This is a genomic window from Fibrobacter sp. UWP2, from assembly GCF_900141705.1.
In the GTDB taxonomy this organism is placed as follows: domain Bacteria; phylum Fibrobacterota; class Fibrobacteria; order Fibrobacterales; family Fibrobacteraceae; genus Fibrobacter.
In genome coordinates this window covers 1-13181 of record NZ_FQYM01000047.1, presented here as the reverse complement: position 1 = coordinate 13181, position 13181 = coordinate 1, and the positions used below count along the sequence as shown (strand labels likewise).

The window sequence follows — 13181 nt, the reverse complement described above, 5'->3', positions numbered from 1 at the left end:
CTCCGTCTGCATCGAGACGTTCCCCGGCTACAAGGCCGGCGGCGAACTGCATTCGTTCCTGGACGATTACGAGGAACGCTTACCGCAGAAAGGGTAAACGAGCCGTATTTTTTGAGCCCGTCCGTTTGGAGTAGAAAAAACGGCGCTATGGCTCTATTTTTCCCTCAAAAATTGAGGGTTTTATGCAAGTTTCTCGTGTCAACAAGGTTTTTGCCCGATTGGGGCGTTTTCAGGTCAAGTTTCGCTGGTTGATTCTGCTGGTAACGGCAATTGTGACGTTTTTGGCGTGCCTCGGGCTCCCGCAACTGCAGATGACGAGCAGCGAAGAGGAATGGTTTGACGACTGGGACAAGGTGAAGATTGACCAGGCACATTTCAACGAAAAATTCGGCAGCGATGACGGTTACATGGTGATGGTCCGCGCCGACGACGTTTTTGCGCCGGAGGTGTTGCAGGCAATCGACAAGCTTTCGCGCAGGCTCGAAAACGAGGTCCCGTATGCCGATCGCGTGGTTTCGCTGACACACAATTTATCGATTCCGGTCGCAAATGACGAAGGCTTCGAAGTCATCGATCCCTTCGAAAACGGCATTCCCACTGACCCGCAGAAACTGGAATCGAAAAAGCGGCTGATTCTTTCGCGCGAATCGCTCGTGAACAACATCGTCTCGGACGACGCGAAGGAAACATGGATCATCCTCTCGCTGAAATCTTACGAGGGCGGTGTTGATTTCGGCAAAGACAGCATCGCGCCCTTTGCCCGCGAGGTCATCTATTCCGACGAATTCAAGAGTGACAAGTTCGAGATGCTCCCGACGGGCATGAGTTACACCGAGATGGAAGAAAACGAAGTCATCTCGCGAGAATGCGCGATGCGTATCGGTTTCGGATTCCTAGTGATGCTCGTATGCCTTATCTTGTTTGTAAGGTCGTTGCGTGGCGTGGTAGTGCCTGCGATTGCAACGGTCGGTGGCATCGCCTCTGTGCTCGGCATCAATGCGTGGCTCGGCGTTGTCGGCGACGAGAGCATGGTCGCGCTCCCGGTGCTTTTAGGCATGGCACTTTCGGTGGGCTATTCCATTCACTACATCAATTCGTTCCGCATGCATTTTAGGCGCACGGGCAACCGTCGCGAATCTGTGATTTGCGCAGTCGAAGAAACGGGCTGGCCCATCCTCTTTACCGTCATCACTACGGTCGCATCGCTGATTTCGTTCCTGTTCGCAGGCATTCGCCCCATCCGTTGGATTGGAGGCATTTCGGCGGGTATCGTCACGATGGTTTACTTGTACGTCATCATCTTGATTCCGATTCTCATGAGCTTCGGCAAGAATGCAGAACCCGACCCGACGCAAGTAAAGTCGGCAGGAGCCACCAAGGCAGACATTCTCTTTGAATTCTTCGGTCGCAAGGTCTGCAGGCACAGCGTTATCGTCGCGGTGATTTCGGCTGCAATTATGCTATTACAAGTTCCGGGCATGATGCACATTGACGTGAACATGGACTACACCGAGACCATGGGCGAAAAGATCCCCTTCGTGACGCGGCTCAAGGACATGCTCAGCGGAAAACTCGGGAGCCTTTACGACTTTAACGTGATGGTGGAATTCGAGGACGATGACGCTCTCAAGGATCCCGCCAACATGAAACGCATTGAAGAACTCGAGCAGAAACTCGGCACACTCCAACTCACCAAAATTTCGGGCGATAAGCCGCGCGTGCAATCGGTAACGCGCCTCGTGAAAGAGATGAACCGCACGTTGAACGCTGACAGCATCGAGCATTACAAGATTCCCGATGCGCAAGACATGCTCACGCAACTGCTGTTCCTGTACGAAATTTCGGACCCCGACGCGCTCTTTGAACGCATGGACGAAAATTACAAGACCACCTACATCCACATAGAACTGGCCGGCTACGATGCCAACAAAATCGTCGAGGACCTGGATTCCGCAAACGCTTATGCCGCCCGTATTTTCCCGGACGCCAAGACTTCTGTCGTGGGCGAAGTCGTAAACTACGCCGAAATGAATGGCAAGCTGGTCGGCGGGCTATTGCGCTCGTTCGGCGGGTCGTTCGTGATTATCGCCATCATGATGATTCTTGCGTTCGGGAGCATCAAGGCGGGCCTTATCGGGATGATTCCAAACGTCGCGCCCGTCCTCCTGATTGGCGGCGTCATGGGCTATTCGGGCATGCCGCTCGACATGATAACGATGATCGTGATGCCTATGATTTTGGGTATCGCCGTCGACGACACCATCCACATGAACAACCACATCAAATACGGATTCGAGCGCACGGGCAGCTACAGGCAGGCACTCTTGCTCTCTTACCGCGAAATCGGAAAGACCATGGGCATGACCACCTTCATTCTTTGCGCGATGTTCTTCGTGTTCATCTTCAGCCCCATGGGCGCACTCCACAACGTGGGCCTGCTCTCCATCGTGGGCCTTGGTGCCGCCCTCATCGCCGACTATACACTCACCACAGCCCTCGTGTACCTGACAAAACCATACGGGAAAGGACGATAGAACAATAGTCCCCCTTATATTCTTCATAAATGCAAACGATCTGTTTGACAAACAAGTTAAAAAAGCATATTTTTTGGATATAAGGAGGACAAATATGAATCGCTACATTTATCTGTTAGCATCAACTTTATTCTTTTTCGCCTGCTCTGACGACAACAGTGCAAATTCATCGGAAAATTCCGATACAACCAAATACCAGCATGTGTCTATAGACAAAGAAAAACATCGCATCGTTGTCGATCAAGACGCTCATACCGAAGAATTTTGCACTTTGTACCAAGGCTCCTTTAACTGGGGCGAAATCTCTTATGAAGCGGACCAGGGCACTGATGTAACTACCTACGAGATTCACGGCGACACTCTTGTCGTTTTTTTCTATGGTAATACGGATGATCCGCACTACTACCTTGGCGGTTCTACCGATAAAATTTATGGTACGTGGAAGAATATTAATTGCTCTAAATATCAAGGCAAAACAATTTGTCAGCCTCAAGAGGAGCGCGACTTTAGAGAACAATATGACGAATTCATTTTGACTATTTCCGAAAATAAATTTCAGGAAGAAATTGTATATAAGCCCGCATATTTTAAATACGACGACTACATGAATTCTGTATACATTCCCAACCTTTATGCGGCTCTTGAAAACGGTTACACATGGCCATCTATCGGCATGTTCGGCACATTGTTTTCTCCCGAACAGACATCCTACATAAAGACCATAGAAAAAGAACACAACATCGATGTTTTAGAGCAAACAAAAACAGCGAAAAAATTCAAGTTGGGCGGAAAGGCATATGAGGTCAAGGTAAAGGATGTAGAACGGGATTCTTTGGACTACAAGGTCACTATCAGTGTCCAGTCGGGCGACAAGGAATGTACATACGAAGAACGTCAAGTAAACGTGACGAAGAAAAACTGCAAGGACCAGACTACAGAAGGTTTACAAGACTACGATGCCGACAGGGTCTTCAATGAAGAACTTGCCATCAAGGGAACTATCGTGTACACGAATGGACTCAAAGAATTCGACAAGTGCATCAATGAAATCTCGGTATACTACGGAAGATAAAACATAATATCATTTCAGCATGAACGAGCCTGTTTTACAAATTGCCCAAGGTCTTGCCATCCCGTTTTTAGGAACGGTTCTCGGTGCCGCATGTGTTTTCTTTATGAAGACACAGATGGGGCAAAATCTCAAACGAGGCCTTTTGTCGTTTGCGGCGGGCGTCATGGTGGCGGCTTCTGTATGGAGCCTACTTTTGCCCGCAATCAGTGCAAGCGAATCGATGGGCAAGCTCGCTTTCATTCCAGCGACAGTCGGGTTCTGGGCCGGCATTCTGTTCTTGTTTGTTCTGGATAAAATTACGCCCCACTTGCATTTGGGTAGCGCCACGCCCGAAGGCCCCAAGGCTAAACTCAAGCGTACGACCATGCTTACGCTAGCGGTGACTTTGCACAACTTGCCCGAGGGCATGGCTGTCGGTATCGTTTTCGCAGGCTGGCTTTCGGGGAATGTAGCCATCACGCTTTCGGGTGCGTTTGCGCTAGCCATAGGCATCGCCATCCAGAATTTCCCTGAAGGGGCGGTGGTTTCGCTCCCGCTCCGTGCCGAAGGGGCTTCCCGCAAAAAGGCTTTTGCACTGGGTGCACTCTCCGGAGCCGTAGAACCCGTAGGGGCCTTAATCACGCTGCTTGCGGCCGAGGCGCTCTCGCCGTTCATGCCCTACCTGCTCTCGCTTGCGGCAGGCGCCATGATTTATGTCGTAATCGAAGAAATGCTCCCCGAAGTCAGCGAAGGCGAGCACTTTGACGCCGGCACCATCCTTTTTGCCGTAGGCTTCACGCTCATGATGGTGCTCGACAGCGCGCTATAAAATTTCACTTAGAAAATCAGCAATCCGATGTGATAGCCGATAAAGGCGAGCCCCAAAGAAAGTGCCAAGTAGTAACCCATGATGGTGGCTAGCCACTTGAACGAGCCTGCCTCGCGGTAGGTGGTGCCCATCGCCAGCACGCAGGGAACATTGAACATCGACGCAAACAGGAACGCGAGCGCTTCGGGCTTGCTGATGGTACTTGCAAGAGCCTCGCCCAAGTTTTCACTTGCAGCCACGCGGGTCACAAGAGAGAACGCCTCGCCGGTGTGGTTGAAGAGCGTGCTCATGATGCCAAGCGAAGCTTCCTTACTAAACATGCCGCCCAGATAAGAGACGAACAGCTCCCAGCGCATTCCGAAGAACATCGTCACCGGCTCAATCGCATTGCCAATCTTGTACAGGAGCGTATTTTCCACGTTGCCGTCGCCCGCGTAAGAAAGCGCCCAGAAAAGGGTCGCCACCATCAGAATCATCTTCAAGGCCTTCTTGAAAATGCCCCAGGTGCTGCGCCCCACCATCGCAGCAATCATCTTCCAGTGCGGCTTGTGATACGGCGGGAGTTCCATAATCATACCCACGCGTTCATTCTGCGGTACAAGCTTTTTGCCAAACAGGCGCGAAGACAGATAGAAGCTCGCAAAAATCAGCGCCACATAACCGACGCCGAACAACGGGGCCGCCGACCCGAAGAATGTCGACGCCAAGAACAGCACCACCGCCACCTTACTCCCGCACGGAATCGCCCACAACAGAACGAGCGCAAGCAAGCGTTGTCCGCGGGTATCGAGTACGCGCGTACCGCAAACCGCACCCGCCGTGCAGCCAATTCCGGAGAACAGCGGCATAATCGCCTTACCCTGCAGGCCCAGGCGCGAAAGCCAGTTGTCGAACGCATACGAGAAACGCGCCATATAGCCGATTTCTTCGAGAATGCGGAACACGAAAATGATAGCGAAAATGAAACTCGTCATACAAATTGTAATACAAGTTCCACCGACGAGCACCAGATTGATGAACGAAATCACCACAGGCCAGACGCCAAGCGCATTGCCAGCGCGTTCTACGAGTGACTGCAATACAGGCTGTATTCCAAAACCGATTCCCATGCCCGGGAAAGCGAGAATCATGCACGCAATCAGCGAGACGACCATGATACCAAACGCAAAGAACTTGCCCTTGATATGGTGCGTCGCGATACGGTCCCACTTGCTAAAGACCTTTTCGATGGACTTGGGCGTCGCCGATTCATGCACAATCTTTGAAACCCAGCGGTACTTGGCCTCGCCGGTGAGAATTCCGCCGTCGCGCCCTTCGTCGCTATCGAGGATTGCATCAATCGCATTCTTCCTTGCGAACGGAAGCGATTCATTCACGATACCGCAAATGAGTTTGTCTTTTTCGAGGAGTTTTTCTGCAATCCAGATTCTTTCGCAAACGCCATATTCAAAATCGCCGAGCGCGGCTTCAATGCGGCTAATGATATCATCCGTTTTTTCGCCAAGCTCTCCCCCGCTAACGAGTTCCTCGCGCAGGCTCCCGCTATCCAGGCAAACAGGCGTCTTGATGGCCGAAACCATCTTCTTGAAAAATTCAGGATAACGTTCCGTTTCGGCCGCACTGAAGCCAAGCACCGGAACGCCGAGGCGCTTTTCAATCGCAGCCACATCAATCTTCTTGCCCGCCGCTTCGGCCACATCCATCATGTTGAGCACCAGCATCACGGGCATGCGAATGCCCACAAAATCTGCCAGCATGTAAAGGCTGCGTTCCAGCTGCGACGCATCTACCAGAATGCACACGAGGTCCGCCTTGCCGCTCTGAATGTAGTCGCGGGTGACGACTTCTTCTTCGGAGTTCGCCGAAAGCCCGTAACTGCCCGGAAGGTCGATTACTTTATATGTCGTACCATCAAAAACAAATTCACCCTCGGCCTGCTCCACCGTTTTGCCGGGCCAGTTGCCCACACGCTGGTGAAGTCCCGTAAGGTTGTTAAAAAGCGTTGATTTACCGGAATTGGGTTGCCCGAGCAAGGCAATAGTCTTGATTTCGCTCATCTTTACGATTCTACCTTGACAAAAATCTGTGAACTTTCCTTGTGGTTGACAGCGATAACCGTATCGCGACAAAAAACGAGCACCGGCGAGCGCCCGTCATTCTTGAGAAGCGTAAAGGCGGAACCCGGCGTAAGCCCGATGGAAACAATTCTTGAAATAAAGCGGGAATCGCCCTCGATCTGGGCAACCGTCCCGCAACGATTCTCACCCATTTCGGCGAGACTCAAACGGTCAACAAAATCAGCGTTTTTCATGCGCCAAAAGTAGCCGAAACCCGCACAAAAAACCGCTCCAAATAGACTACGGGGAATCCAGAACGATTTACAGTCCGTTCGGTTTTGCACAAAACCATTTGGAGTAAAATTTTTAGGCTCATCTCTCTACTTTTTGCCCCGCAAAAAAAAGAGGATACAATGAGCCTTCCAAAGATCAACATTGAAAAAATCAACGAGCGATTCGGCCGTTTTGGCGAATTTTTGCTCGGTCACCGCGCCATTTTGCTGGTGGCGTTTGTCGTTTTGCTTGCGTTTTCGGGCGTGGGCATGAAAAAAATCTACGTCGAGGCCTCGTGGGACAGCTACTTTATCGAGGGCGACCCGATGCTTGTCGAAACAGACAAGTTCAAGGAAACTTTCGGTAACGACTACTTCGTGGGCGTGCTGGTCGAAAGCGATCATTCCATCTTGACGCCGGACAACCTGAAGCTTTTAAGCGAACTTTCGAACGAACTGCGCGATAGTCTTTCGTATTCCGACGGCAAGGCGACTTCGATTGTCGATTTGGAATACATGCTCGGCACCGAAGAGGGCATGGAAATCACGCAGATTGTTCCCGAAGAAATTCCGACGGATGAGGCTGGCATCGCTGAAATCGAGAAGCGCCTAGCCGACAAGCCGGAACTTGCAAAGAAGCTGATTTCGACAGACCGCAAGCAGGCCTTCATCAACATCAAGCTACGCCCCTTCCCCGAAGATTCCGTGTGGAAGGCTGAAGGCGAAGCGAAGGGCGAAAAAGCAGAAGCCCCTGACATGAAAACGGGTCGCGAAACGGCCGCAATCATCGCGAAGGAAAAGTATGCACCGCTGAACCCGCGTGCAACAGGCATGCCTTACTTGAGCTTCGAGAAAATGACCTACATCGGTCAGGAAATGGGCCGCATTTTCATCATGACGATTCTCTGCGCCATCATCGTGATGTTCTTGGTGACGCGTTCGCTGCGCGGAATCGTCTCTCCGTTGATTACGACATTTGCTGGCGTCATTATGACTTTCGGTCTAGTGGGTTACCTTGGCCTTTATATGGACGTAACCAACATCATGGTGCCCGTGATTTTGGCCTTCGCCGTTTCGATTGCATACAACATTCACATCAATTCTTTCTTCCGCAAGAACATGATGCTTACGGGCAAGCGCAAGGAATCGGTGCTTTATGCCATGCGTGAAACAGGCTGGTCGGTGCTGTTCTCGGGTCTTACCACGATTGTCGCGTTGCTCAGTTTCCTTTCGGTGATGCTCAAGCCCATTCGCTCCGTGGGCATTCTCTCGTCGATTGCGATTGCGTTTATTCTTCTCGTGGCGCTGACGGTTTCGCCAATTCTCTTGAGCTTCGGTAAAGACAAGAAGCCGAACGCCAAGGTGCTTGAACGCGGCGACACGCGCATGGGACTCATTCTCGATTCTATCGGCAAGTTCGTACTCGGTCACGGCAAGCCGATTGCCATCGTATTCGCCGTCATCACCGCAATTTCGATTTACGGCGTGACCAAGATGAAACCCGCCTTTGACGTGGAACGCACCATGGGCCGCAAGGTCGAATACGTGAACAAGATGCTCTATGTGGCCGAATCGGAAATCGGTAGTTTCTATTCGTATGACTTGGTGATTGACTTTGGCGAAAACGACAAGGCCAAGGAAGTTGAGAACTTGAAGAAACTGGAACAGTTGCAGGATCACGCCGGCAAGTATCCGCTCACCAAGCGTTCTACCTCCATTCTTGATATTGTCAAGGATTTGGACCGCACTCTGAACGAGAATCGCCAAGAAATGTACGCCATCCCCGAAAACGAGGAACAGGTGGCACAGATGCTCTTGCTCTACGAAAATGCGGGCGGTAGCGAAGCGACTTACTGGATGGATTACGATTACAGAAAGCTCCGCTTGATGGTGGAAATTTCAAGCTACAACTCCAATGAACTCCAAAAGGAAATCGAAGACTTGCAAAATTTCGCTCGCGAACTTTACCCGAACGCAAAGGTGACGGCTGTGGGTAACTTGCCACAGTTTACTGCCATGCAGCAGTACTTGGAAGTGGGCCAAATGACGTCTTTCCTGATTTCTGTGGTGATTGTGGCGATTCTCTTGATGATTGTCTTCGGCAGTGTGCGCACGGGCCTTATCGGCATGATTCCGAACATTGCGCCGGGTATTTTCGTGGGCGGTTACCTCGGTCTTACCAACATTCCGCTTGATATGATGACCGCGACGCTCATCCCGATGATTATCGGTCTCTCGGTGGATGACACGATTCACTTTATCAACCACGGGCATGTGGAATTTGACCGCAACAAGGATTACCGCGAGTCCATTCTCTGCGTGTTCCGCACGGCAGGCCCCGCACTCGTGATGACCACCATCATCATGGTGGCAACCTTCGCAGGCTTTACCACCTCGAAGGCAACGCAAATGTTCAACTTCGGTTTCGTGGTATTTATCGGCCTTGTCTCGGCATTGCTCGCCGACCTGTTCGTAACACCGCTTTTGATCAAGAAATTCAAGATTTTTGGAAAATAGGAGAAAATCATGACAATGAAAATTGCAAAAACAGCCGCGACAATCGTTGTCGCATTAAGCGCCATGGTGTGCGCAGAAACTTTAACCGGCCGCGACATTATACAGAAGGTACACGACCGCCCCGATGGCGACACGCGTAGTTCCGAACTTTCGATGACACTCGTAAACAAGAGCGGCAGCAAGCGCGAACGCAAGATTACCTCGTTCGCAATGGATGTGGGCAAAGATACCAAGCAGATCATGTTCTTCCGCTACCCCAACGACGTGAAGGGCACGGGATTCCTGACTGTCGATTACGACGACATCAACAAAGATGATGACAAGTGGCTTTACCTGCCCGCCATGAAAAAGACGCGCCGTATTAGCGGAAAGAGCTCCAAGACGGACTACTTCATGGGTTCCGACTTCACTTACGACGATGTGGGCCAGCGCAACATCGACGAAGACACCCACAAACTCCTCCGCGAAGAAAAGGTGGACGGAATCGATTGCTGGGTGGTTGAATCCGTGCCAAAAAAGGGCGACGAAATCTTTTCGAAGAAAATCTCCTGGATTCGCAAGGACTGCCTGATTGCCGCCAAGGTGGAATACTACGACAAGCTCGGCAAGCTGCACCGTTTCTTGAAAGTGGAAAATGTTGTGCAGGTGGACGGTTTCTGGTCTATCGCCAAGATGAGCATGGAAAATGTTCAGACCAACCACAAGACGCTTCTTGAATTCGGCGATATCAAGTTCAACATCCCGCTGGACGCAAAGACATTCACCGTTCCGCGCTTGGAAAGAGGACTGTAACAATGTCTAAAATCTGGTGGTTAGCGATTTGGGTGGCGGCGACGACCGCTGTTGCCCAAGAAAGCCCGTTTCAATTCAACGGGTTCGTGGATACGTATCACGCCGTCCAGACGCAGCATCCGCACGATTTTACCACGTCGCGGACGCGCTTGCGTGCAGAACTTCGCGTGGACTACGAGAACGCTTACCTGTTTGCAAGCCTAAATGGCGTGCACAACAGCATTCTCGAAGACCGCACCGGCGTGCAGTTGCAAGAAGCGTATTTCAACTACCAGAACGACTTTCTTGAAATTCGTGCGGGCCGCCAGATTGTGGTATGGGGCGTTGCCGACGGGCTTCGCGTTACCGACTTGATTTCGCCTGTAGACTACACCGAGTTTATGTCGAGCGATTACGACGACATGCGCATGGCTGTCGACGGTTTCCGCATCAAGTACCCCGGCGAGCGCGTGAATGCCGAAATCGTTTACGTGCCAGTGCCGCGATACTTCCAGATGCCCATGCAAGAAGAAAACCCCTGGCGTCCGGACTTGCCCGAAAAAGCAAGCATCGATTTTCCGGATGGTCCAGAAGCCAAATTCAAGAACGGAGATTTCGGAACGCGAGTTTCGTTCTTTCTCTCGAATCTGGATTTCTCCATTTCGGCACTCCATACGCATAACCAGTCGCCCGTTACGGTCGCAGGCTACGACCCCATCAAGGATTCCATTGTCATCCACGGCATCCACGAAACCATGACCATGATCGGTGGCGACATGTCGATGCCTGTCGGCGAATTCGTGCTGCGTGCCGAAATCGCAGAATACTTCGACGAAGCGCTCGGTTACGCAAGCAACCTCGATTACGCCCGCAAGAACACCTTCAATGCGCTTGGTGGAATCGACTGGTACGCCGGCGACAACTGGACTTTCATGGTGCAGTATTTGCACAAGTACATCGCCGACTATTCAGACGAATTGGCTGCCGAAAAGAACAGTTCCGAAATGACCTTCCGCATTTCAAAGGAACTGCTGAACAACACGCTCAAGCTCTCGCTCTACGGAATGTTCGATATAGACAACCTTGCCTATTACGCGCGCATTTCGGGCGATTGCTCAGTTACTGACCAAGTGATGCTCTCGCTCGGTTACGACCACTTTGGCGGCAAGCGCGGGCAACTCGCCAGCTACGACAAGAACCGCGAAATCTGGGCGAAAGCGAAGTATTACTTCTAATAAGACCTGATGAATTTTGAAATTGAACCGACATCGCGCCCGTGCAATCCCTATTCCGCATTCACGATGCGGCGCGTATTTTGCATTGGCATTGTCGTTGCCATTTTGCTGCACGTGGGCTTTTACGCCTGGGGATTCCTGAAGCGGACGCAGGTGGTTACCACCCGCGAAGATGCCGAGGTGATTCATGTGGAGCGTTTGCTCTTGCAGCCGCCTCCGCCTCCACCCGAAGTCAAGAAAATCGTGAAGAAAGTAGTCCGCGCGAAAATTATCCCGAACATTGTGCAAGATACGGTGCCGGAACCTGAACCGGAACCAGAGCCGGAACCGATTGTGGTTACGGATGCCGAACCCGTCGTCGAAGCGCCTCCTGAGCCCGTGGCACCGCCCCCACCGCCGCCACCTCCACCGAAACCTTCGAAGGATTCGCTGATGAAGGTGACGAAAGCCTACCTTATCGGGCTTTCCAAGGCGTTTGAAAAGCAGAAGGACTACCCCGCTACAGCCCGCCGCCTAAAGCAAGAAGGCACCGTGCGCGTACAGTTTACGGTCGCAAAAGACGGAAGCATCAGCGGAGCAACTGTTTCGAAACCATGCCCCTATTCTTCACTGAACGAAAGTGCGCTTGCCGCCGTGCAAGCCGTGCCAAAATTCGACCCGATTCCAGCTGTACTTGGCAAGGACACCTGGAAAATGGAGATTCCAATCAAGTATAACCTTCATTAAACAGGAACACAATGAACTACATCTTAGACTTTATCCAACAGGGCGGAATTATCGCCTACGTACTCGTGGCGATGAACTTCGTCGGTTATTCCATAATCGTATGGAAGGTTATCTCGCTGATTCTTTTCAACAGAAGCATACGTAACCGCCTGCCATCCAAAATCCTGCATCGCGTGGTGACGCACAATACCGATCACCACATCATCATCGAAAGCATCCGCACCGAAATCGCACTCGCTTTCTCGCCGTTGCAAAAGGGAATGACCACGATTGAAAACATCGCAAGCATTTCTCCGCTGCTCGGCCTTTTGGGAACCGTTTTCGGCATCTTCAACGCATTCAGCGTCATTGCTGTTTCGGGTCTTTCTGATGCGGGTGCGTTCGCTACAGGCATCAAGCTCGCCCTCATTACAACGGTGATTGGCCTTGTGGTCGCCATTCCGCACGTCATTGCGTTCAACTACCTGAACGCCCGCATGGAATCCGAGCAGGACAATGTGGAAAACGACGTGCTTTTGCAGTTGGGTCGAATTCTCAAAGAAAAAAACCACATCCGTTCTCAGTGCGCCGATGCCGCAAACGAGGATGCATAAATGGCCAAGCGCACACGCCGAATCCGGCCCGATATGACTCCGCTCATCGACTGCGTCTTTTTGCTACTGGTGTTCTTTCTGGTGACATCCGTCTTCAAGCAAGACGAATCGGTACTCAAACTGATTTTGCCGGAAACGCAGAGCGAGGTCAAGCGCGACACGCCCGAGGGTCTGTACATCGAGCTTTCGGAGACGGAACTCGCATTTAACGGCCAGCGTGGCACGCCCGACGAGCTCCGCGAAAAAGCCGCTACGGTGCAGAACAAGAAATCCCCTGTCGCCATCAAGATCGACAAGGGCACGACTTACGAGCGCATCGCCGTGATCCTCGATATTTTACAGGTGCAAAAGCTGTACAACATCCAGCTGATTAACGAGATGGAAGGCACAGAATAATTTTCTATCTTTACTTTCGCTATGCCCTATTTTGACTACACGGCAAACACCCCGGCATGCGAAGAAGCCTTGCAACGATTCTGCGAAGTTGAACGCAGGTTTATTGGCAACGCCAATTCGAATCACGAAGCAGGGCATGCAGCAAAAGCATTTCTCGCCCAGGTGACCGATTCCATCGCGAAACTTTTGGGCGTAAACCC

General features: G+C 51.6%; 11 protein-coding genes. 9 read left to right on the top strand and 2 right to left on the bottom strand.

Going from position 1 to position 13181, the window contains the following annotated elements:
- The first annotated feature begins 182 nt into the window (after nt 1–182).
- The 3 genes from BUB55_RS13195 to BUB55_RS13185 all read left to right on the top strand — a co-directional run bounded on the left by BUB55_RS13195 (nt 183) and on the right by BUB55_RS13185 (nt 4414).
- Nucleotides 183–2534 carry an efflux RND transporter permease subunit gene (locus BUB55_RS13195; RefSeq protein ID WP_073192257.1) on the top strand — a complete coding sequence of 784 codons (2352 nt, stop codon included), beginning with the start codon at nt 183–185 and terminating at the stop codon, nt 2532–2534.
- Between the two features lie 94 nt (nt 2535–2628).
- A complete protein-coding gene (locus tag BUB55_RS13190; protein WP_073192255.1) occupies nt 2629–3606 on the top strand; it encodes a hypothetical protein in 978 nt (325 codons plus the stop codon).
- Between the two features lie 19 nt (nt 3607–3625).
- Nucleotides 3626–4414: a ZIP family metal transporter gene (locus BUB55_RS13185; protein WP_073192253.1), complete on the top strand. Its 789-nt coding sequence runs from the start codon at nt 3626–3628 to the stop codon at nt 4412–4414.
- Nucleotides 4415–4422: 8 nt separating this feature from the next.
- Here BUB55_RS13185 and feoB read toward each other — a convergent pair whose 3' ends face one another.
- Nucleotides 4423–6471: a ferrous iron transport protein B gene (gene feoB / locus BUB55_RS13180; protein WP_073192251.1), complete on the bottom strand. Its 2049-nt coding sequence runs from the start codon at nt 6469–6471 to the stop codon at nt 4423–4425.
- 2 nt (nt 6472–6473) lie between these two features.
- Nucleotides 6474–6725, bottom strand: a complete 252-nt coding sequence (locus BUB55_RS13175) for a FeoA family protein (RefSeq protein ID WP_233143049.1) — start codon at nt 6723–6725, stop codon at nt 6474–6476.
- Nucleotides 6726–6884: 159 nt separating this feature from the next.
- Between BUB55_RS13175 and BUB55_RS13170 the strand changes: the two genes are divergently transcribed.
- The 6 genes from BUB55_RS13170 to BUB55_RS13145 are packed head-to-tail and all read left to right on the top strand — an operon-like array spanning nt 6885 to nt 12981.
- Nucleotides 6885–9260 carry an efflux RND transporter permease subunit gene (locus BUB55_RS13170; RefSeq protein WP_083597034.1) on the top strand — a complete coding sequence of 792 codons (2376 nt, stop codon included), beginning with the start codon at nt 6885–6887 and terminating at the stop codon, nt 9258–9260.
- A gap of 15 nt (nt 9261–9275) precedes the next feature.
- Entirely contained in the window at nt 9276–10052 is a 777-nt protein-coding gene (locus tag BUB55_RS13165; RefSeq protein WP_073192248.1) for an outer membrane lipoprotein-sorting protein, read from the top strand.
- A 2-nt stretch (nt 10053–10054) separates the two neighbouring features.
- A complete protein-coding gene (locus tag BUB55_RS13160; protein WP_073192246.1) occupies nt 10055–11266 on the top strand; it encodes a DUF1302 family protein in 1212 nt (403 codons plus the stop codon).
- A gap of 9 nt (nt 11267–11275) precedes the next feature.
- Nucleotides 11276–11992 carry an energy transducer TonB gene (locus BUB55_RS13155; RefSeq protein ID WP_073192244.1) on the top strand — a complete coding sequence of 239 codons (717 nt, stop codon included), beginning with the start codon at nt 11276–11278 and terminating at the stop codon, nt 11990–11992.
- A gap of 11 nt (nt 11993–12003) precedes the next feature.
- Nucleotides 12004–12585 (top strand): MotA/TolQ/ExbB proton channel family protein, encoded by a 582-nt coding sequence (locus BUB55_RS13150; RefSeq protein ID WP_073192241.1) that lies wholly within the window; start codon nt 12004–12006, stop codon nt 12583–12585.
- Nucleotides 12586–12981: an ExbD/TolR family protein gene (locus BUB55_RS13145; protein WP_073192239.1), complete on the top strand. Its 396-nt coding sequence runs from the start codon at nt 12586–12588 to the stop codon at nt 12979–12981. It begins immediately after the preceding gene.
- Nucleotides 12982–13181 lie beyond the last annotated feature (200 nt).

Coding starts and splice junctions, on each gene's coding strand:
- BUB55_RS13195 (WP_073192257.1), top strand. CDS start 183: ATGCAAGTTTCTCGTGTCAACAAGGTTTTTGCCCGATTGGGGCGTTTT.
- BUB55_RS13190 (WP_073192255.1), top strand. CDS start 2,629: ATGAATCGCTACATTTATCTGTTAGCATCAACTTTATTCTTTTTCGCC.
- BUB55_RS13185 (WP_073192253.1), top strand. CDS start 3,626: ATGAACGAGCCTGTTTTACAAATTGCCCAAGGTCTTGCCATCCCGTTT.
- feoB (WP_073192251.1), bottom strand. CDS start 6,471: ATGAGCGAAATCAAGACTATTGCCTTGCTCGGGCAACCCAATTCCGGT.
- BUB55_RS13175 (WP_233143049.1), bottom strand. CDS start 6,725: ATGAAAAACGCTGATTTTGTTGACCGTTTGAGTCTCGCCGAAATGGGT.
- BUB55_RS13170 (WP_083597034.1), top strand. CDS start 6,885: ATGAGCCTTCCAAAGATCAACATTGAAAAAATCAACGAGCGATTCGGC.
- BUB55_RS13165 (WP_073192248.1), top strand. CDS start 9,276: ATGAAAATTGCAAAAACAGCCGCGACAATCGTTGTCGCATTAAGCGCC.
- BUB55_RS13160 (WP_073192246.1), top strand. CDS start 10,055: ATGTCTAAAATCTGGTGGTTAGCGATTTGGGTGGCGGCGACGACCGCT.
- BUB55_RS13155 (WP_073192244.1), top strand. CDS start 11,276: ATGAATTTTGAAATTGAACCGACATCGCGCCCGTGCAATCCCTATTCC.
- BUB55_RS13150 (WP_073192241.1), top strand. CDS start 12,004: ATGAACTACATCTTAGACTTTATCCAACAGGGCGGAATTATCGCCTAC.
- BUB55_RS13145 (WP_073192239.1), top strand. CDS start 12,586: ATGGCCAAGCGCACACGCCGAATCCGGCCCGATATGACTCCGCTCATC.